The organism is Methyloversatilis discipulorum, assembly GCF_000385375.1.
Lineage (GTDB): Bacteria > Pseudomonadota > Gammaproteobacteria > Burkholderiales > Rhodocyclaceae > Methyloversatilis > Methyloversatilis discipulorum_A.
The window spans coordinates 426,580-445,027 of the sequence record NZ_ARVV01000001.1 but is presented as its reverse complement, the minus strand read 5'-3'; the positions used below and the strand labels follow the sequence as shown (position 1 = coordinate 445,027).

Here is an 18,448-nt window from a genome sequence, read left to right as displayed (position 1 = left end):
CGGCCTTGTTGCAGTGCAATCAACTTTTCCGGCGCGGCGACCGTTAACCTCGGTACCGCGCCCGCCGCGTGTTCGGAGTAGCCCCTGACATGACGCTTATCGCAAAGCTGTTGCCCGTTTCGAACATCTGCCTCGGCCTCGACGCCAGCAGCAAGAAGCGTGTGTTCGAACAAGCCGGCCTGCTTTTCGAAAACAACCAGGGCATCGCCCGCAGCCAGGTCTTCGACAGCCTGTTCGCGCGCGAAAAGCTCGGTTCGACCGGCCTCGGCCAGGGTGTGGCCATTCCTCATGGCCGCATCAAGGGACTGAAGGAAGCCATCGGCGGCTTCGTGCGACTGGAAAACCCGGTCGCTTTTGATGCGCCGGACGGCCGTCCGGTCAATCTCCTGTTCGTGCTGCTGGTCCCGGAGCAGGCGACCGAACTGCATCTGCAGATCCTGTCCGAGCTGGCACAGATGTTTGCCGACAAGGCATTCCGCGAACAGCTGATGCAGGCCGCCGACGTACCCGCCATCCATACCCTGTTCACAGCCTGGCAGCCCGCGCATGCGGAAACTCAGCGTCGCGCGGCTGTTTGAGGACAATCGCGACCGGCTGCGCCTGCAATGGCAGTGCGGCAGCGGTGAAACGCTGATCGTCGCCGACCAGATCGGTCTGTCACCGGCCGACCTGGTCGGTCACCTGAACACCATCCACACCCGGCGCATACAGGTTGTCGGCGTGCCGGAAATCCTGTGGGCGGAGAGCGTATCGACGCGCAAGGTCGAGGACATCGTCGATACCCTGCTCGACGCCCGCCCGCCCGCCTTCATCGTCGCCGACGGTGCCGATCCGCCGCCCGCCATCCGCAGCGGCTGTGCCAGTCGCGGCATCCCGCTGATGACCACGCAACGCAGCGCCGCCTCGGTCATCGACCAGCTGCGCGCCTATCTCGCGCGCGAGCTGGCGGACCAGACCACGCTGCACGGCGTGTCGATGGACGTGCTGGGCATGGGTGTGCTGATCACCGGTGACTCCGGCGTCGGCAAGAGCGAACTGGCGCTGGAACTGATTTCGCGCGGCCACGGCCTGGTGGCCGACGATTGCGTCGACATTTCGCGCATCGCGCCCAATGTGCTCGAAGGACGCTGCCCGGAACTGCTGAAGGACTTCCTCGAAGTGCGCGGGCTGGGCGTACTGAACATCCGCACCGTATTCGGCGAAACCGCCTGTCGGCGCAAGATGAAGCTGCAACTGGTCGTGCATCTGCAGAAGCAGGTGACCGGCCTGCCCGAAGCCACGCGCATGCCGCTGGACAACGAGGTGATGGACATCCTCGGCGTGAAGATACGCAAGGTGGTCATTCCGGTTGCCGCCGGCCGCAACCTGGCGGTGCTGGTCGAGGCCGCCGTGCGCACCACGATACTGAGTTTCCGCGGCATCGATTCGACGCTCGAATTCGTCGAACGCCAGCGCCGCGCCCTGGGTGGGGAGGACGGCTGACCCGGCGACTGTACATGACGATGACATATGCATAACATGCACGACGGCAGCCCCCCGGGCTGCCGTCGGTATTGTCATTTCATGCTGCACAGCCAGGAGCTCAGTCATGCCGAATACCCGCCGTACGCTCAGCTGCACACTCGTCAGCATCACCCTGCTCGCCACCTTCCCGCATGCCGCCGTCGCCGGCCCGCAGCAGGACAGGATGCGAGCCTGCAACAAGGAGGCGAAGGAAAAGTCGCTGAAGGGCGACGAGCGCAAGTCCTTCATGAGCAGCTGCCTGTCGTCCGGCAAGAGCGAGGCGACGCGGACTGCAGATGCATCCGACGATGCTGCGGCGCGCAAGAAACAGTGTCGCGCCGAAGCCAGCGCCAAATCGCTGAAGGGAGACGAGCGCAAGACCTTCATCAGCGAGTGCTCGAAGACCTGAACCCGGCAGCATCGGCCCGCCCTTGGCGGCGGGTCGCACCTGCTTTCGTGCGCTATGCAACAAGACGTCCCCGAAAGGCGCCCGGGGCCTGCCGGACAGGCAAAAGCCTTTTGGTATAGTCGATCGTCTTCGAACGTCGGAGCTGCCCGATGTTGCCCGACCGATTCCTGCGCCCCGCACTGCTCGCCACCGTCCTCGCCATCGTGGCCCCCGGCGCCCTTGCCTTCAGCTTCTCCGAGGACGCGAAGAAGGACGCCGCCGCGGCAGAGGAAAGCCGGGCTGCCGCTGCCGCGCACGTGCTGTCGCTGCCGCCGGCCTGCCTCGACGAACTGCGGCGCCGGAAGATCATGATCGTGATGGGCGAGCGGACCGGCGAAGGGGTCACTGCCGAGCAGGCCCGTTTCAGCCCGCACTTCAACTCGATCAACAAACGCCTGCTCAAGCACGGCATCCGCACCTATTCCCAGCAGGAAATCCGCGCGCAGATCGCGCAGGCCGAGGTCGACGCCTATTTCCGCAACGACCCGGACGCGGCACTGGCCGCGTCGAAGAAGATGGGCGCGCAGCTGGTGATGCGCGGCACCATCGACTCCCGTTCGGCGATCAATCCGGTGCTGCGCATTCCTGAGGTCTATGTTTCGATTGCGTACGTACTGATGACCCCCGGCGGAAAGATGATTTCCGAGGCGAGCGCGAAAGCCGAATCGTATTCCGGCAGCGACACGCTCGGCATGGCCGGCACGCTGATCGAAGAGCAGGCCGACGCCGTCGTCAGCACACTGCTCGGCGGCTACTGCGCGGCCAATCCGCCCGCAGGCGGCAAAAAGAAAAGCAAATAGGCACCGCGCGGCCCGACCGCGCGGACACATAACGGGGCGCAGGCGTCCCAGCAATCTTCAGAGAAAGGGACCTCCATGAACTTCACCTTGCATCGCGCACTGAAATCCGCGGCATTCGCCGCCGCCGTCGGCAGCCTGCTGCCGCTCGCGTACGCCCAGCCCACTTTCGAAAGCGCTTCGCCGACCGCCGGCGACAGCGTGTCGCAGAAGGCCAACGAAAGCGCCGACAAGGCGATGTACAAGGCCGTCGAATACAGCAACAAGAACAAGCCGGGCCCCACGGTCGTCGTCGTGCCGGGCGAGATCAAGAGCAACAACGCCACGTTCACGCAGAAGTTCGCCTCGAACAACATCGCCGATTTCGGCGAACTGGAACTGTCGCAGGCCAACTTCAAGGTGCTCGAACGTTCGGACATGGGTCCGCTGCTGAACGAGTTCCAGCTCGCCTACTCGATGGGCGACCCCGGCTCGGCGCGCAAGATGCTGCAGAAGGGCAAGTTCAAGACGACCAAGTACGTGGTCAAGTTCGACATCCTGAAGGCGGAGCAGGTGGCCGCCGCGAAGGAAGGCGTCAGCGGCCGCACGCTCGGCAACATCATCGGCATCCTCGGCGGCAGCCGCGGCAGCTACGCGGCCGGCGAAGCGGTCGGCTCGGTCGAGACCGGTGCCGCCGCCGGCGTCTGGATCATCGGCATGCGCTACAAGATCATGGACGCCAACACCACCGAGCAGCTGGCGCAGGGCTATACCGAAGAGAAGATGGAAGTGGGCGCCAAGGGCAGTTCCATCCTCGGCGTGTCCAGCAGCCAGGAAGGCGGCATCACGCTCGACGGAATGGTGCAGCGTCTGGTGCAGAAGTCGGTCTGGGAAATCGACGCCAAGTACAAGTAATTCCCCGCCAACGCTGCCGGAGCACGCCTCGTGAGCATTCCTGCCAGACTGGGCAAGTACGACATCCTGCGCGAACTGGGCCAGGGCGCGATGGGCATCGTCTATGAGGGGCGTGACCCGGTGATCGATCGCCGGGTCGCCATCAAGACGCTCAAGCGCGAACAGCTGGAACGCAGCGAGGCGGACGAGGTGATCGCCCGCTTCAAGCGCGAGGCACAGGCGGCAGGCCGGCTCAACCACCCGAACGTGGTGGCCATCTACGAGTATGGCGAGGAAGCGGACGGTACCGCCTTCATCGCGATGGAATTCGTGCAGGGACGCGAACTGAAGGACGCCTTCGACTCCGACGAGCGCATCCCGCTCCAGATGGTCGGCCGCGTGATGGACCAGCTGCTCGACGCGCTGGAGCACGCCCACCGCAACGGCGTCACCCACCGCGACATCAAGCCCGCCAACATCATCCTGCTCGCCGACGGGACGGTGAAGGTGGCCGATTTCGGCGTTGCCCGCATCGAATCGTCGAACCTGACCCAGGCCGGCACCGTGATGGGCACGCCGTCCTACATGTCGCCCGAACAGTTCATGGGACAGACCGTGGACGGGCGCAGCGACCTGTTCTCGGCCGGCGTCGTGCTGTACCAGCTGCTGACCGGCGAGAAGCCCTTCACCGGCGCGCTCACCACCATCATGCACAAGGTGCTGAAGGAAGACCCGCCCTGGCCGTCGGTGCTGAACGTCCATGTGTCGCCGCGCATCGACGCGGTGGTCAAGCGGGCGATGGCCAAACGGCCGGAAGACCGCTTCCAGAGCGCCGCCGAATTCCGCCGCGCACTCGACGCGGCGCTGTCGGCGCCGGTTGCCGACGACGACGCCACCGTCGTGAGCCTGGACGACGGCGACGCCACCGTGCTGTCGACGACTCCGGACGCGACATTGCAGACCGCCCGCATGCCGGCGCCGCCAGCGGTCGAGCCCGCGCCACCACCTCAGCCCATGGCGGCCCCGGCACCGGCACGCACGACGGCCGAAACGCCATCCCCAGCCATGCCGCCAGTGGCGGCAAAGCGCACTCCGATGCTCATCGCCGCCGGCGTAGCCGCACTGCTGCTTGCCGGCGGTGCCTGGACCTACCTCGGTGGCGGCTCCGAGCCGACCCCGTCCGCACCCGCGCCGCTCGCAGCCGACACGGCTCCCGTCGCCGTAGCGCCACCGCCGCCGGCACCGGCGGCAGCGCTGGATCCGGGTGTCGCCATCATCAGCGCCATCGGACTGGCCGATCCCGGCGACCCCAGGCTGGCCAATGATCGCAACGCGCTGAACCAGGCCATGCGCGACGACGCGCGCCGCCAGATACTGGAAAAAGCGGTTGCGCTGTTCGTCGACCCGAAGTCGGTCAATGCGCACTACGACGTACTGCAGTCGCGCCTGCTCGACCGCAGCGGCGACTTCATACAGGCGGTGCTGGAAGAAGGTCCGGCGCAGTTGGGCAAGGACGGTCTGATGTCCGGCGAAGTGCGCGCCGCGGTGCGCGTACGCCAGGTGCAGAAGTCGCTGAACCAGATGTCGCAGGAGGAGCGGGTCGATTTCATCCGCAACAACGGCGACCCGAAGATCGCAGTCGCCGTGTCCTCGCTGTGGCCCGACGGCGATCCGACCGCCCCCCCGCTGCGTTCGCAACTGGCCGAGAACACATTGAAGCAGCACATCCAGGGCTTCGGCTTCCGCACCTGGAACGACGAGGCGGGCACCGGCCAGAACGCCGACTTCGCGATCGACGGCGAAGTGCGCTTCAAGCGGCTGAGCGTCAGGCTGGCGGCATCCGGCCTGGTGATCGACAAGGTCGTGCTGACCTCATGGACGGTGCGCTGCACCGACCGCAAGTCCGGCGAAGAGGTGTACCTGAACACCGAAGTGCCGGAAGGCACCAGCTGGACGTCCGAAGAGAAGGCGCTGGCCGACATCGGCAAGCGCGTCGGCGAGCAGTTCAGCCGCGAGTTCTTCCTCAGCCATTTCCATTTCACCGCCCGCAAGGTGGCGCTGCAACTTACCGGCCTGCCGGGCGAGGAAGTCGCCGGCTCGCTGCTGCGCGAAATCGCGTCGCTGCGTGCGGTGTTGGCAACCGAAGTGAAGTCGCTGGGCAGCGAGCGTGCGGAGTTCGTGGTCGACATGTCGGGCGGCCTCGCCGACGCCGGCCAGAACGTGCAGGCCGGCATTCTGATGCCGCTGTCGCGCAAGCTGGGCCGCAACTGCCTCAGCGTCGCGTCGAGCACGCCCGACGCCGTGACGCTCAGTTTCGACCCGGCCTGCGCCGCGCCGGACATGGTGGCGAAGCTGCAGACCCTGCCACCGGCCGGACTGATGGAAGCCGCGCCGTCGCGGCGTGAAGCGGTGGTGCACAGTCCCGAACTGCGCAAGCGCATCAGTATCTGACCGCCGCGGGCCGCCGTGCCAGCCGGCGGCGACCGCGGAACCACGCTTCAGGTGCCAGTAAGGACTACGCCCCTCAGTCCAGCACTTCGAAGCTCATCAGGTCTATGCCCTGCTCGAGCGCGCTGTGGCCGAAGCCGATGGTGCCCTGGCCGCGCAGGATGATCTCTTCACGCTTGAGCACCACCTCGTTCTCGCCCTCGATGCGCAGGAAGGTGCCGTTGGTGCTCTGGTCGACCAGCACGAACTTGTCGCGCCGGCGCTCGATGCGCGCGTGATTGCGCGAGGCGCGCTGGTCCTTGATCACCACCTCGTTGCTCATGTCGCGACCCAGGGTGAGCGGACCGTGCGCGTTGTCCACCGTAAGTTCGGTATCGCGGTAGCGCACCAGCAGCCGCGCCACGTGATAGCTGGCGACAATGCTCGACGCCTTCATCGTCAGATCAGCGCCCTCCTGCCACAGCACTTCACAGACGCGCACATCCTCGGCCTTGCCCTTCACCGTCAGTGCGTCGATCTCGCGTACTTCCGGCCCCATCGACAGCGTCACCGCGGCCAGCGTTTCGGCGGTGGTGATGATCTGCCCGGCCTTGGCCAGGCCCGCCATGCGCGCCGCCGTGTTGACGGTGTCGCCGAACACGTCGTCGTTCTCCTCGATTGCCGGTCCGAAGTGGAAGCCGACGCGGATCGCCAGCTTGACGCCCGACACCGGCGGCAGATCGGTCACCCGATGCTGCATCTCGCAGGCGGCCTGTATGCCCGCGTCGGCATTGGGGAAGGTGGTCATCACCTCGTCGCCTATGGTCTTGATCACCTTGCCGCCATGCCCGTCGACCACGCGCCGCATGCGATTGAGGCAGCGTTCCACGGCGCGCAGCGCTTCGGCGTCACCCAGCTTCTCGTAGAGCCGGGTGCTGCCGGAGACGTCGGCGAACAGCACGCACACAGATTTAGGTTGGGAACTCATGGCAGGCCGGGTGGCATAGGGCTTCAACGTCAGGGCCCGAGGTCAGTGCTGCAACGTCAGGCATTTACGTCATTTTACAATTACCGACGATATACGTGCGACGCCGCGCCGGCAATCCGACGAAGGTCTGACGGATGCGTCACAGGTGCACGCTGCGCCCGCCATCGACGGCGATGATCTGACCGGTGATGTAGGGTGCGTCCTCGATCAGGAAGCGTACCGTACGTGCGATGTCCTGTGGGTCGCCTTCGCGCTGCAACAGGGTATGCCGCACGATGCGGGCGCGTTCTTCCGGATCGAACAGGTCGTTCTCCGGCCACTGGATGGGCCCTGGCGCCACGCCATTGACGCGCACCCGCGGCGCCAGATCGATGGCCAGCGCGCGCGTCAGCGTCGCCAGTGCGCCCTTCGAGGCGCTGTACAGCGCATAGCCCGGCAGCGGTCGTTCGGCGTGGATGTCGGCAATATTGACGATGCAGCCGCCGCTGTCGCGCAGCGCCGGCGCAGCCGCCTGCGACAGGAAGAGCGGCGCGCGGAAGTTGCTGCCGGTCAGGTCGTCCCAGTCGCGCTGCGTGATGGTGCCGATCGGCGTCGGGTAGAAGGACGACGCATTGTTGATCAGTGCGTCCAGGCGCCCGAATTTCGCCAGCGTCTTGTCGACCAGTTCGGGCAGACGGGCGGTATCGAGCAGGTCGGCCGACAGGCAGCAGGCGCTCTTCGCGCGGCGCGCATTGAATTCGTCGAGCAGCAGCAGTGCCTCTTCCGCCGACTGCCGGTAGTGGATGGCCACCCGCCAGCCGGCGTCGTGCAGCGTGCGCGCCATCTGCGCGCCAAGGCGCCGCGCCGCGCCGGTGATCAGTGCAACCTTGCCGTTTTCCATCGCTTTCCTGTCCACCTGTTTGTCTGTCGCGACGCGATGTCGCATTATCGCGGACCCCGCGACCGGACACCCGTGCCATGTCACTGCCCCAGCCCGATTCAGACGCCATCGAGCACAGCCAGCGCCTGCTCGGACAGATCCGCGACGAGATCGCCCGCACCGGCTGGATGCCGTTCAGCCGCTACATGGAGTGCGCGCTGTACGCGCCGGGGCTCGGCTATTACAGCGGCGCGCTGCAAAAGTTCGGCCACGACGGCGATTTCGTCACCGCGCCGGAGCTGACGCCGCTGTTCGGCCGCAGCCTCGCCCGCCAGCTGGCGGAACTGATGGCGCTGAGCGCGCCCCACCTGATCGAGGCGGGCGCCGGCAGCGGTCGCCTCGCCGCCGATCTGCTGGCCGAACTCGACCGCCTGGGCGCCGCACCGCAGAGCTATCGCATCCTCGAACTGTCGGCCGACCTGCGCGCCCGCCAGCAGGCGCTGATCGCCGCCGAGCTGCCGCATCTGAGCGCTCGCGTGAGCTGGCTGGACAGTCTGCCGGACGCGTTCGACGGCGTCGTGATCGGCAACGAGGTGCTCGACGCGATGCCGGTCGAGCGCCTGCGCAACGCGGCCGGCCGGATCGAACAGGCGGGTCTGGCGCTCGACCCGTCCGGCCAGCCGGCGCTGGACTGGCGGCCGGCGCCCGCGGCGCTGGCTGACGAAGCCCGCGCGCTCGGATTCACCGACGGCTACGACAGCGAAATCAACTTCGCCGCCCGCGCCTGGGTGGCCGAGTGGGCGCGACGCCTCGGCCGCGGTGCGCTGCTGCTGATCGACTACGGTTTCCCGCAGGCCGAGTACTACCATCCTGACCGGCGCAGCGGCACGTTGATGTGTCATTACCGCCATCACGCGCACACCGATGCGCTGTGGATGCCCGGACTCAACGACCTGACTGCGCACGTCGATTTCACCGCCGTCGCCCAGGCCGCCTTCGACGCCGGCATGTCGCTGGCCGGCTACACCAGTCAGGCGAACTTCCTGCTGAATTGTGGCGTGCTCGAACTGCTGGACCGCGACGCCGACGCGCTGGGCCGGGCGAAGCAGAATGCAGCCTTGAATCAGCTCACCTCGCCGGCCGAAATGGGCGAACTGTTCAAGGTGATCTGCATGATGCGCGACATCGACTCCCCACTGACCGGCTTCCTGCGCGGCGACCGCAGCCACACGCTCTAGGGTCGCCCGCTCAGAAACCGATCTTCTTCTGCCGCGTCGCTCGTCCCGCTTCGAGGTCGGCCGGCAGCAGGTGGTCGCGGTGCGCCAACTTGGCGTTGCCGAACGCGGCCAGCAGCACCTTGCGCATGTCGCGCGGCGGCACGCCGGCCAGGCGGTCGATCACGTCTTCCGGCGCCTCCGGCGCGAAGCCCCAGTCGTGCGCCGCCACCAGTTCCTCGTACAGCGTGCGCGCGATGATGCAGGCCTGATCGTGATCCGGCCGCGGCACGGTGTACACATTCATCCGGCTCAGGATGGGTTCGGGAATCGAACGCTCGTCGTTGGCGGTGGACACCCACATGATGTGGCTGGCGTCGATGTCGACCTCGACGAATTCGTCCTTGAACTGACGCGCGGTGTCCTGTTCGAGCAGGCCGTACAGTGCGCCCATCGGGTCGTAGCGCGCGTCGCCGCCGGCCTTGTCGACCTCGTCCAGCACCACCAGCGGGTTGGCGTAGTCGCCGCACACCAGCGCCTGCGCCACCTTGCCCGGCTTGGCGTGCGACCACTGCGACGAGGCGCCGCTCAGTATCCAGCCGGCGGTCAGCGAGGACATCGACACGAATTCGAAGCCGGTGCCGAGCACATTGGCCAGCTGGCGCGCGAAATGGGTCTTGCCTATGCCCGGCTCGCCGAGCAGCAGGATGGGCGTGAAGTTCATCGGCTCGTTGCCGGCCACCGCCAGCGCCAGATAGCGCTTAAGGTCGTCCAGCACCGGTGCGAAGTTCGGGCAGCGGGCATACAGCGGATCGAGGCCGTCGAAGGAAGACGGCTTGACCACGTAGCGCACGCCGCCCAGCGTCTTCATCTTTCCGTAGAAGGCGGTCAGCGCCTCGTTGCGCGCTCCGCTGCCGGACTCCATCGCCCGGTCCACATCACCCACGTCGTAGATTTCGCGACATTCCGCCAGGGGAATCCGAATGTCCGCCCCGTCCATGATGGCTCGCCTCCTGCTGTCCGTCACATGATTCAACGTCCCGGCCGACCGGAAACTGAACGGCCGGCACACACCCGACTGAAACGAAGCATCATCCGCGCCACGTCACATCGGTGACGGCACGATCAGCTTGGCCAGCGTCGGGAAACGGCTGGGCTGGCCGAGCAGCAGTCGCACCAGCTCGTCCAGCCATTCGCTGCCGCGGTCCTCGGCCGGCGGCACGTAATCGACCAGGCCGAAGCGCTCGACGTTCTGCAGCGTCAGGCGCAGCGTCAGCGTCCGGTAGTCGGCATTCAGTTCGACCCGGCCGCGCACCTCGGGCGCGACGTCGAAAATCTGCGCGCGCAGCCGGTTCAGTTCGTCGCGCGCCGGCTGTTCCTCGAAGCGCAGACCGTGCTCGCGCAGCGCCAGACGCAGCGCATCCGCCGCCAGCGGATCGCGCTCGCAACGCAGCACCGCCTGGCCGCGCAGCAGCCAGGACAAGGACACGCGCACCAGCTGGTCGGGCGCCTCGGCGCCGCGGTTGCGGGTGTTCACATCCGACGCTTGCCAGGCCAGGCCACGCAGCACGCCGAGCCCGAGCAGCGGATAGTCGCGCGCCACCTGCGGCTTGATCACATTGAGCTGGGCGCTCAACTGGGAGAAGTAGTCGCGCACCAGCAGCAGGCGGTTGGACAGCGCCTGTTCCGCTTCGGTGCGGACTGCACGCTCGCCACGCTGCATCTGCGCCGTGTGCGCACGGATGCGCTGCGCCTCGCCGGCAAGGTCGGCCAGCAGCGACGACGCTGCCGCAGCCGGCGGATCGGCGGGCGCCTGCGCTGCGCGTTGCACGGCCGGCGCCGGTGTCGGTGGCGCCTGCAGCGGCGCCGGCATTTCGTGCAGCGTGGGGAAGGCGACGGCCGGCGGCGCCTGTTCGCGCAGCGGTCGCTGCGCCGAGGCGGACGCCGCCTGCCCGATCGACGGTTGCGGTGCGCCGCGCGCGGCGAAAGCGTCGATGTCGGCCGCCAGCTCGGCCAGCACGTCCTCTACCGGCGCCTTCGGTCTGCCCGACTGCCCGCGACGCAGAATGGGCGCCGGCCCGGCATCGACCGGCACCACGTCGGGCAGCGGGTCTGCGTCGCGTGCGACCGGCGCAGCTTGCACGCCGCGCAGCGCTTCGGCCAGCGACGACGCGTCGGCGTAGCGCTCGATCGGCGACTTCGCCAGCGCCTTCATCACGACCATGTCGAGATCCGGCGGCACGTCGGGATCGATCGCACTGGGCGTCGGCGTCGGCGCGTAGGCGATGTTCTCCAGCACGGTAGACAAGGATCCGGTCAGCGGCGAGCCGAAAGGCGGGCGGCCGGCCAGCATCTCGAACAGGATGGCGCCGAGCGAGAACACGTCGGAACGCGCATCCGGCGGCAGGCCCTGCACCTGCTCCGGCGACAGGTATTGCGGCATCGCCGGCAGCGCATCCGGCGACGGCGACGGCAGCGCGAAATCGGTGACGAACACGCGCCCGTCGCCATCGACCAGGATGTTCGACGCCTTCAGTCCGCCATGGACGATGCCGGCGGCGTGCGCGTGGGCCAGTGCATCGGCCGCCTGACTGCCTATGCTGCGTACCCAGTCGAAGGCCATGCGCGGCAGCGCGTCGAGCAACTGACGCAGCGAGCGCGCGTCCAGCCGCTCGACCGCCGCCCAGGGCTGCCCGTCTTCGGCCACGCCCTGTTCGATGATGCGGACGATGCCCGGATGCTGCAGCGAGGACGTGGCAAGCAGGCTTTCGCCCAGCTTGCGCACGTAGTGCGCCGGGTCGGCGGCGAGATCGGTACGGAAGGTCTTGATTGCCAGCAGTCGGCCGCTGCCGGCCTCGGTGGCTTCGAATACGGCGCCGCGCTCGCCGCGACCGATTTCGCGGCCGAGCACGTAACGCCCCAGCTTGCGCACGGCATCGCTCATGCGGACCGCTCCGCAGGGCGGAGGCCGCGGCGCGCGGCAGGCATCGGACGGGAGACTGGAACAGGGGTGCAGGCCATGAGCGCGATATTACCTGCGCCGGCTGCGCAATATGCAGGATCGGAATGCGGAACGGCGTATCGGCGCAAATGAAGACACATGCCCTCGGGCACGTGTCTCGCACCTCATCCGGTCAGACCCGCTTACTCCTGGCTGCGGTAGATGTCGCGCAGGAAGGCGTCGGGGTCGGCCACCGCGCTGCGCTGGCGTACCGCCTGCACACGACGGCCGGCCACGGCGGCTTCGAGCTGCGGCAACCAGCCCGCATTGAGCACTTCGTCTCCGTAGTCCTGGGCGCGGCCCAGCGACTTCCCGGTCATGAAATCGAACAGATCCATCTTTCTCTTCCCGTACCCGACATCTTGGCTAACGGCGGACAGCACTGCCGGCTTGAATCGTCCGAAGGGCCGATGCGCAGATGCATCGAAACTTCACAAACCCATGCTGCAGCACCTGCGTTCGCGGCCTCGTGAAAAGCTCGTGGCAAGCTTTTGTCGGCCGTCTTGCTGGACTACTCTGGAGAGGTCTGACCTCCTCCCCGCACACATGTTTCATCACGGCATCGCGCTACTGATCGCACTGTTTGCTTACGGCACCGTTACAGCCGGCGACGGTCCGCTGGCGAACCAGACAGCGATCGACGCCGCACGTGCGCGCTGGGAAGGATCGCCGCAGGCCGGCTGGCTTGCGCGCATCCTGCCGCCCTCGCTCGACGCCGCCTCGCTGCCGGAACCCGGGTCACGCGGCGCCGCGTTGCTGGCGCGCTACTGTGTTCAGTGCCACCACGTTCCGAATCCGGCGATGCATCACCCGGACAAGTGGCCGAAGATCGTCGACCGCATGGTGGTGCGCATGCGCGGACACGGAAACCGTGGGGCGCTGATGAAGGACATGATGGGCGGCGTCAAGGCGCCGGACGAGGAAGAAGTACACATGCTGATCGGCTACCTGCGACGTAATGCACAGAAGCCGATCGATGCAGCGCGCTATCCCGACCTCGATACGCGCGGTCGCAGCTTCCGCGACGCCTGCGACCAGTGCCACGTGCTGCCGGAACCGTCGAGCCGCACCGCTGGAGAGTGGCGACGCGTGGTCGCGCGGATGGAGAGGAATATGGCGTGGATGAACCGCGTGGTCGGCTCGCGGGCGATGCCGGGCGAACCGCAGCTGCGCCTGCCCGACATCCTCGCCTATCTGCAGCGGTACGCCGCACCGGGACGCCGGGGTTCGTGACCCCCGGCGTTCGGTCCGTCGCGTGACGGACCGGATGTCAGCCATTCAGGCGCCGGCGTTGCAGCCCTGGGCCTCTGGCTGCATCGCCGACAGGGCGCCCGGCAGCCAGTCGAGCATGCGTTGCGCCACCTTGCGCCAGTCGGCCTCCAGCATCATGCCGTGTCCCATGCCCGGGAAGACGTGGGCCGGCACACCGAGCGCGCGCGAGGTCATTTCGGTCAGCGCCGGCGGAATGATGGGGTCGCACTCAGCGCCCAGCACCAGCAACGGCGGACGATGCATGCGCGCCGGCTGCGGCAGGTTGAACAGCGTCATGTCCCAGATCACCCGCGCCGATTCAGGCTGCACGCGGCTGGCCATCTGCTGCAGGCGCTCCATCGACACCGGTTGCGCGAACAGGGCCTCGCGCAGTGCGTCGAGCGAGGTCGCGCCGCCGGCCAGCAGGCTGTTCAGTTCCGACATCAGGTCCGGCTTGCGCATGACCAGGCCAACTGCCGACGCCCACAGGCCTTGCGGCGGCACCGACGCCATCAGCACGGCAGCGGGCACCTGTCTCAGCTCGAGACACTTCTGTACCACCATGCCGCCCATCGAATGCCCGATCAGCACCGGCGGCGTGTCGAACTGGTCCAGCACTTCGAGCACGTCGCGCACGTAATCGTCGAGACTGATCAGGTCGAGGTACTCGCGCCCCGGGCTGCCGCCGTGGCCGGAAAGCGACAGCGCGTGCGCCTCGTAGCCGGCCTCGGCAAAACAGGGCAGGAAGTGCTCGTCCCAGCACCAGGCGGCCGTGTAGGCGCCATGCACGAACAGCAGCGGCACCGGCCGCGACCTGACGTGAGGCGTGCGGGTAATGACTTCCAGTGGTCCGTGACGCTTCATCATTGTTATTCGCTCCTGCAGGTTCCCGACACTGTAACCTGAAGCATGTATCGGGCCGGCAACCACGACACGGAAATACTCAGACTGCGACGGTCCGGGTGGCAGCCCTGCCGACCGGCTCGTCCAACATCACGGCGGCAGCAGAGGACCCGGCCGCGCCCTGCGCCCAGTGCGACTCGCGGAACCATTTTTCAAGGGCTTCGGCCGGAATCGGCTTGCTGATGAGATAGCCCTGGGCGAGATCGCAGCCGAGCAGGCGCAGCCTCTCCAGCACGCCTTCGCTCTCGACCCCCTCGGCCGTCACCTTCAGACCCATGTTGTGCGCCAGTTCGATTGTCGAACGTACGATGATTTCGTCGTTCGGATTGTCGAGCAGGTGCATCACGAAACTGCGGTCTATCTTCATTTCGCTGACCGGCATCTGCCGCAGGTAGGACAGCGACGAGTAGCCGGTGCCGTAGTCGTCGATCGACAGCGCACAGCCGGTCTCGCGAAGCACCTGCAGATTGGCCAGCGCGCGCAGCGGATCATCGAGCACCGCGCTCTCGGTGATTTCGAGCGTGATCAGGCGTGCCGGACAGCCATGGCATTCCAGCATGCCCGCGAACAGCGCCGGCAGTTCCGGGTTCAGCAGGTCGCGTGCGGAAATGTTCAGCGACACGTTCACCTCCAGCCCCTGCCGCAGCCACTGCCCGCACTGGCGGATCGCCGCGTTCATCACCCACAGCGTGATCGCCTTGATGTAGCCGGTCTGCTCGGCGAAGGGGATGAACTCGAAAGGCGGCACGAAACCGCGCGTCGGGTGTATCCAGCGCACCAGCGCCTCGACGTGATGAACCGCGTCCGGCGCGGTCGACACCTTGGGCTGGTAATAGAGCACCAGTTCGTCGCGCTCGACCGCCAGCCGCAGCTCGCTCAGCAGCGACAGCCGCTCGACGTTCTGGTCGTGATGCCTGGGGTCGTAGATTTCGGCCATCGTGTTGTGACGCTTGGCCAGATACATGGCGACGTCGGCATGACGCAGCAGCGACTGCGCATCGTTGCCGTGCGCCGGACAAGCCGACACACCCATGCTGGCGCTGACGTCGACCATCTGGCCGTCGAGGTTCATCGGCCGGTTCATCGCTTCGGCGATGCGGTGGGCCACGCTCAGCGCCTTCGACGCGTCGGCGCCCGGCAGCATGACCGCGAACTCGTCGCCACCCAGTCGTGCCACCTGATCGCGCACGTCGCGCAGCGTTTCGCGCAGCCGTCGCGCCACCTCGCGCAGCAGCAGGTCGCCCAGTTCGTGCCCCAGCGTGTCATTCACCATCTTGAAACGGTCGACGTCCAGGCACACCACGGCCAGGTCGCCGTTGTCGGCGGCCGCTGCGCGCAGCGATTCTTCCAGCCTTTCGGTGAAGTAGGCGCGATTGGGCAGGCCGGTCAGCACATCGTAGTAGGCCAGTTCGCTGATGCGCGTTTCGCGCAGCGAAATGGCGTCGGTCATGTGCACGAAGGCATTGGCGAGCTGGCCGATCTCGTCGCCGCGCGCCACCGCCGGTGGCGCGCTGTACTCGCCGGATTCGACACGGCGCGCGAATTCCGCCAGCCGGACCACCGGCGAGGCGATCGAACGGCCCATGAAGGCACTGACGGCGAGCGCCAGCAGCGTGCCGATCAGCGTAAGCCCGGTCCAGTCACGGTACAGCCGGTTCCACGGCGCCAGCGCGCGCTCCAGCGACAGTTGCAGTACGGCGCCGACCTGCTGCTGCGGGCCGGCGTCGATCGCGTGCATCAGGCTGACGTAATCGCGATCGCCGAGCGTCAACGCCTCGTCCTGCAGCGCGCCGTTCGCGGACAACTCACCGATCAGCGCGCTCTGCAGCGGCTCGTCCAAGGTGCTCGTCGCCAGCACCCACCTCTTGTCGCCACTGCGTCGCACGAAACTGACTTCGAGGCCGGTCACCCCCTTCAGGTCGTTGGCCAGGCTCTTGTCCACGCTGAAGCCCATCACCACCCAGCCAACCGGCACCGGCGCCATCACCGGCACCACGACCAGCTGGTAAAGCATTCCGGACACCACCGCAAAGCCGCCACTGTGTGCGCCGCTGCGCGCACCTTCGATCAGCTGGCGCAGACGCTCGGGCGTGCGCCCCGGATTGAAGGACGAGCTGGCGACGATGGACTCGTCCAGCGCCAGCAGCAGCATCACGTCGGCACGGATGCGCCCGCCGTGGTTCGCCAGCGCCGATTCGATCGTTTCCCTGTCCTGGCTGAGCAGCGCCTCGCGAAAGCCGTAGTCCGCCGCCAGCACGCGCGCCGCCTGGGTCAGCTGCGACGCCCGCTCGTCGAGCAGGCGCGCGAACACCCGGTCACCCGTCTTCAGGTCGGTCTGTGCATCGGCCATCGCACTGCCGCGACCGATCTGGCCGAACAGCATCAGGCCGCCGATCTGCGTGACCAGCAGCAGTGCAGCGCACCAGGCCGCGATCTTCCATTTGAGGCTGAAACCCATCGACTCAGGGCCTCAGTTCGACCTTGACCACTTCGGTCTGGTCACCGGCGATGCGCAGCGGCCGCGGCGGAATGTCGGGCATGCCGAGGCGGCGCGGGTGCCACAGCTGAAGCTGGTAGTCGCCGACCGGCACGTCGGCGATGCGGGCCAGGCCGTCGGTCTGAGAGATCGCCGACCACGGCGTATCGACCACGACGACGTAAGCCGCCATCTTGTCGTGGATGTTGCAGCCCAGCACGACGACGCCCGGCTTGTCGAACACCACCGGCTTTTCCGGCTTGCCGGCGTAAAGTTTCAGCTCGAAAACCTTGGCCGCCGAGAAGGAATAGACGTGATGGCGCACCGTGTCGTTATTCGGAAACTCGATCGCGGTACCGGTCTGCACGACGCTGATCGCCGGCAGAAAGGTCTTGTCGCGCTGCTCGATCTGCGCCGGTCTGGCGGCGGGCAGGGCGGCTCGCGCAACCGGAACCAGCGACACGACGACGCTGTCCAGCGCATTGCCCGATCCGTCGCCGGCCTTGATCGTGACCTTGGCGGCCTGCGCAGGCACGCCGCTGCCCACCAGGACGACGGCGACGAGCAGGACACGGCGGAAATGATGAAACACGGTGACGGCGCAGGGCACGGCGGTTCGCTCTGATCGTTGACTGCCTGGTTAACGGACGTCGCCACGGTCCCTTGAGGCGGGCAGCTCACCCGACGGGGCAAGACGGACGAGACAGCTGTCTCAAGACCGGGCCTGTGCAGCCGTGATCAGGTCGGTAACCATGCGGATCGCACCGCCGCGGCGCCGCGCATTCGAACAACGACATACGGATCCTCACGATGAAACATGCTCTCGCTTTTCCCGCTGCAGTCATTGGCGTCACCCTGCTCGCGACCGGCTGCGCCGGTCTGCCCGACACCGGCGGCACGCCGCGCAAGGAAATCGTCCGCGCGGTCACGCAGTCGCACCATCTGGTCAGCTTCAACGCCGGGCAACCCGGCCGGCTGCTGTCCGACGTCGCACTGAAGGGTCTGGCGGCGGGCGAAACAGTGCTCGGCATCGACTACCGGGTCGCCCGCGGCGAGCTGTACGCGCTCGGCAGCAGCGGGCGCGTGTTCCGGGTCGACACCGCGAGCGGCCAGCTGACGCCGGTGGGCAACGAGAAATTCGCGCAGCCGCTGAACGGCGGGCAGTTCGGCTTCGACTTCAATCCGGCAGCCGACCGCATACGCATCGTGTCGGACACGCGGCAGAACCTGCGCGCCCACCCGGACACCGGCGCGCTGGTCGACGCCTCGCCCGATGCACCGGGCCTGCAGGCGGACGGCACGCTGCATTACGCCGCCGGCGACGCGAACGAGAAGGTGACGCCGCGGGTGCTGGCTGCCGGCTACACCTACAACAAGGACAACGAGAAGCTCACCACCAACTACGCGATCGACGCGGCCACCGGCGCACTGGTGCGCCAGGGCTCGATCGAGGGCGAGCAGCCCGTCGTGTCGCCCAATCTGGGCAAGCTCTACACCGTGGGTTCGCTCGGCGTCGCCGGACTGACCGACGCCCACTTCGACATCGCCGACCTGAACAACGCCGCCTTCGCGGTACTTGGCACGGCAAAGGACGCCGCCGCCCAGTTCTACGAAATCGACCTGAAGACCGGCAAGGCGACGCGCATCGGCAAGGTGGGCTCCGGCGAAGCGCTGCGTGGCATCGCCATCGAACCCTGAAGCATTCCGC

General features: G+C 67.1%; 17 protein-coding genes. 9 read left to right on the top strand and 8 right to left on the bottom strand.

Annotated features, from left to right (window positions below):
- The first annotated feature begins 89 nt into the window (after positions 1–89).
- The 6 genes from ptsN (at position 90) to METRZ18153_RS0102040 (ending at position 6,072) form a co-directional block, all read left to right on the top strand.
- Positions 90–578, top strand: a complete 489-nt coding sequence (gene ptsN, locus METRZ18153_RS0102065; RefSeq protein ID WP_020163176.1) for a PTS IIA-like nitrogen regulatory protein PtsN — start codon at positions 90–92, stop codon at positions 576–578.
- The gene (gene hprK, locus METRZ18153_RS0102060; RefSeq protein ID WP_020163175.1) at positions 547–1,482 is read left to right on the top strand and encodes an HPr(Ser) kinase/phosphatase; all 936 of its coding nucleotides are present in this window, start codon (positions 547–549) and stop codon (positions 1,480–1,482) included. The genes ptsN and hprK overlap by 32 nt, the downstream gene beginning before the upstream one ends.
- Positions 1,483–1,588: 106 nt before the next feature.
- Complete coding sequence (locus METRZ18153_RS0102055) at positions 1,589–1,912, top strand: PsiF family protein (RefSeq protein ID WP_020163174.1); 324 nt, start codon at positions 1,589–1,591, stop codon at positions 1,910–1,912.
- A 149-nt stretch (positions 1,913–2,061) separates the two neighbouring features.
- A complete protein-coding gene (locus METRZ18153_RS0102050; RefSeq protein WP_020163173.1) occupies positions 2,062–2,751 on the top strand; it encodes a hypothetical protein in 690 nt (229 codons plus the stop codon).
- A gap of 75 nt (positions 2,752–2,826) precedes the next feature.
- Positions 2,827–3,642 carry a hypothetical protein gene (locus tag METRZ18153_RS0102045; RefSeq protein ID WP_020163172.1) on the top strand — a complete coding sequence of 272 codons (816 nt, stop codon included), beginning with the start codon at positions 2,827–2,829 and terminating at the stop codon, positions 3,640–3,642.
- Between the two features lie 30 nt (positions 3,643–3,672).
- Positions 3,673–6,072: a serine/threonine-protein kinase gene (locus tag METRZ18153_RS0102040; protein ID WP_020163171.1), complete on the top strand. Its 2,400-nt coding sequence runs from the start codon at positions 3,673–3,675 to the stop codon at positions 6,070–6,072.
- Positions 6,073–6,145: 73 nt separating this feature from the next.
- Here the strand turns inward: METRZ18153_RS0102040 and METRZ18153_RS0102035 are convergent, their stop codons facing one another.
- The gene (locus METRZ18153_RS0102035) at positions 6,146–7,036 is read right to left on the bottom strand and encodes an adenylate/guanylate cyclase domain-containing protein (RefSeq protein WP_232415943.1); all 891 of its coding nucleotides are present in this window, start codon (positions 7,034–7,036) and stop codon (positions 6,146–6,148) included.
- 139 nt (positions 7,037–7,175) lie between these two features.
- A complete protein-coding gene (locus METRZ18153_RS0102030) occupies positions 7,176–7,916 on the bottom strand; it encodes a pteridine reductase (protein ID WP_020163169.1) in 741 nt (246 codons plus the stop codon).
- 77 nt (positions 7,917–7,993) lie between these two features.
- Here METRZ18153_RS0102030 and METRZ18153_RS0102025 point away from each other — a divergent pair, with 77 nt between their 5' ends.
- Positions 7,994–9,133, top strand: a complete 1,140-nt coding sequence (locus METRZ18153_RS0102025) for a class I SAM-dependent methyltransferase (RefSeq protein ID WP_020163168.1) — start codon at positions 7,994–7,996, stop codon at positions 9,131–9,133.
- 10 nt (positions 9,134–9,143) lie between these two features.
- Here METRZ18153_RS0102025 and METRZ18153_RS0102020 read toward each other — a convergent pair whose 3' ends face one another.
- The 3 genes from METRZ18153_RS0102020 to METRZ18153_RS0102010 form a co-directional block, all read right to left on the bottom strand.
- Positions 9,144–10,055, bottom strand: a complete 912-nt coding sequence (locus tag METRZ18153_RS0102020) for an AAA family ATPase (RefSeq protein ID WP_232415942.1) — start codon at positions 10,053–10,055, stop codon at positions 9,144–9,146.
- 159 nt (positions 10,056–10,214) lie between these two features.
- Complete coding sequence (locus METRZ18153_RS0102015) at positions 10,215–12,053, bottom strand: serine/threonine protein kinase (protein ID WP_029143489.1); 1,839 nt, start codon at positions 12,051–12,053, stop codon at positions 10,215–10,217.
- 200 nt (positions 12,054–12,253) lie between these two features.
- The gene (locus METRZ18153_RS0102010) at positions 12,254–12,448 is read right to left on the bottom strand and encodes a hypothetical protein (protein ID WP_020163166.1); all 195 of its coding nucleotides are present in this window, start codon (positions 12,446–12,448) and stop codon (positions 12,254–12,256) included.
- Between the two features lie 208 nt (positions 12,449–12,656).
- Here METRZ18153_RS0102010 and METRZ18153_RS0102005 point away from each other — a divergent pair, with 208 nt between their 5' ends.
- Positions 12,657–13,343, top strand: coding sequence for a hypothetical protein (locus METRZ18153_RS0102005; protein WP_020163165.1), 687 nt, complete (start codon positions 12,657–12,659; stop codon positions 13,341–13,343).
- Between the two features lie 45 nt (positions 13,344–13,388).
- Here the strand turns inward: METRZ18153_RS0102005 and METRZ18153_RS0102000 are convergent, their stop codons facing one another.
- From METRZ18153_RS0102000 to METRZ18153_RS0101990, 3 genes are all read right to left on the bottom strand, one after another.
- The gene (locus METRZ18153_RS0102000) at positions 13,389–14,228 is read right to left on the bottom strand and encodes an alpha/beta hydrolase (protein ID WP_020163164.1); all 840 of its coding nucleotides are present in this window, start codon (positions 14,226–14,228) and stop codon (positions 13,389–13,391) included.
- A gap of 76 nt (positions 14,229–14,304) precedes the next feature.
- The gene (locus tag METRZ18153_RS0101995) at positions 14,305–16,722 is read right to left on the bottom strand and encodes a putative bifunctional diguanylate cyclase/phosphodiesterase (RefSeq protein WP_020163163.1); all 2,418 of its coding nucleotides are present in this window, start codon (positions 16,720–16,722) and stop codon (positions 14,305–14,307) included.
- Positions 16,723–16,726: 4 nt separating this feature from the next.
- Positions 16,727–17,332, bottom strand: coding sequence for a methylamine utilization protein (locus tag METRZ18153_RS0101990; protein WP_415857692.1), 606 nt, complete (start codon positions 17,330–17,332; stop codon positions 16,727–16,729).
- A 218-nt stretch (positions 17,333–17,550) separates the two neighbouring features.
- Between METRZ18153_RS0101990 and METRZ18153_RS0101985 the strand changes: the two genes are divergently transcribed.
- Complete coding sequence (locus METRZ18153_RS0101985) at positions 17,551–18,438, top strand: DUF4394 domain-containing protein (protein WP_020163161.1); 888 nt, start codon at positions 17,551–17,553, stop codon at positions 18,436–18,438.
- The last annotated feature ends 10 nt before the right edge of the window (positions 18,439–18,448 follow it).

Excerpts from the sequence above, each read along its gene's own strand:
- ptsN (WP_020163176.1), top strand. The coding sequence starts at position 90 with ATGACGCTTATCGCAAAGCTGTTGCCCGTTTCGAACATCTGCCTCGGC.
- hprK (WP_020163175.1), top strand. The coding sequence starts at position 547 with ATGCGGAAACTCAGCGTCGCGCGGCTGTTTGAGGACAATCGCGACCGG.
- METRZ18153_RS0102055 (WP_020163174.1), top strand. The coding sequence starts at position 1,589 with ATGCCGAATACCCGCCGTACGCTCAGCTGCACACTCGTCAGCATCACC.
- METRZ18153_RS0102050 (WP_020163173.1), top strand. The coding sequence starts at position 2,062 with ATGTTGCCCGACCGATTCCTGCGCCCCGCACTGCTCGCCACCGTCCTC.
- METRZ18153_RS0102045 (WP_020163172.1), top strand. The coding sequence starts at position 2,827 with ATGAACTTCACCTTGCATCGCGCACTGAAATCCGCGGCATTCGCCGCC.
- METRZ18153_RS0102035 (WP_232415943.1), bottom strand. The coding sequence starts at position 7,036 with ATGAGTTCCCAACCTAAATCTGTGTGCGTGCTGTTCGCCGACGTCTCC.
- METRZ18153_RS0102030 (WP_020163169.1), bottom strand. The coding sequence starts at position 7,916 with ATGGAAAACGGCAAGGTTGCACTGATCACCGGCGCGGCGCGGCGCCTT.
- METRZ18153_RS0102025 (WP_020163168.1), top strand. The coding sequence starts at position 7,994 with ATGTCACTGCCCCAGCCCGATTCAGACGCCATCGAGCACAGCCAGCGC.
- METRZ18153_RS0102015 (WP_029143489.1), bottom strand. The coding sequence starts at position 12,053 with ATGAGCGATGCCGTGCGCAAGCTGGGGCGTTACGTGCTCGGCCGCGAA.
- METRZ18153_RS0102010 (WP_020163166.1), bottom strand. The coding sequence starts at position 12,448 with ATGGATCTGTTCGATTTCATGACCGGGAAGTCGCTGGGCCGCGCCCAG.
- METRZ18153_RS0102005 (WP_020163165.1), top strand. The coding sequence starts at position 12,657 with ATGTTTCATCACGGCATCGCGCTACTGATCGCACTGTTTGCTTACGGC.
- METRZ18153_RS0102000 (WP_020163164.1), bottom strand. The coding sequence starts at position 14,228 with ATGATGAAGCGTCACGGACCACTGGAAGTCATTACCCGCACGCCTCAC.
- METRZ18153_RS0101995 (WP_020163163.1), bottom strand. The coding sequence starts at position 16,722 with ATGGGTTTCAGCCTCAAATGGAAGATCGCGGCCTGGTGCGCTGCACTG.
- METRZ18153_RS0101985 (WP_020163161.1), top strand. The coding sequence starts at position 17,551 with ATGAAACATGCTCTCGCTTTTCCCGCTGCAGTCATTGGCGTCACCCTG.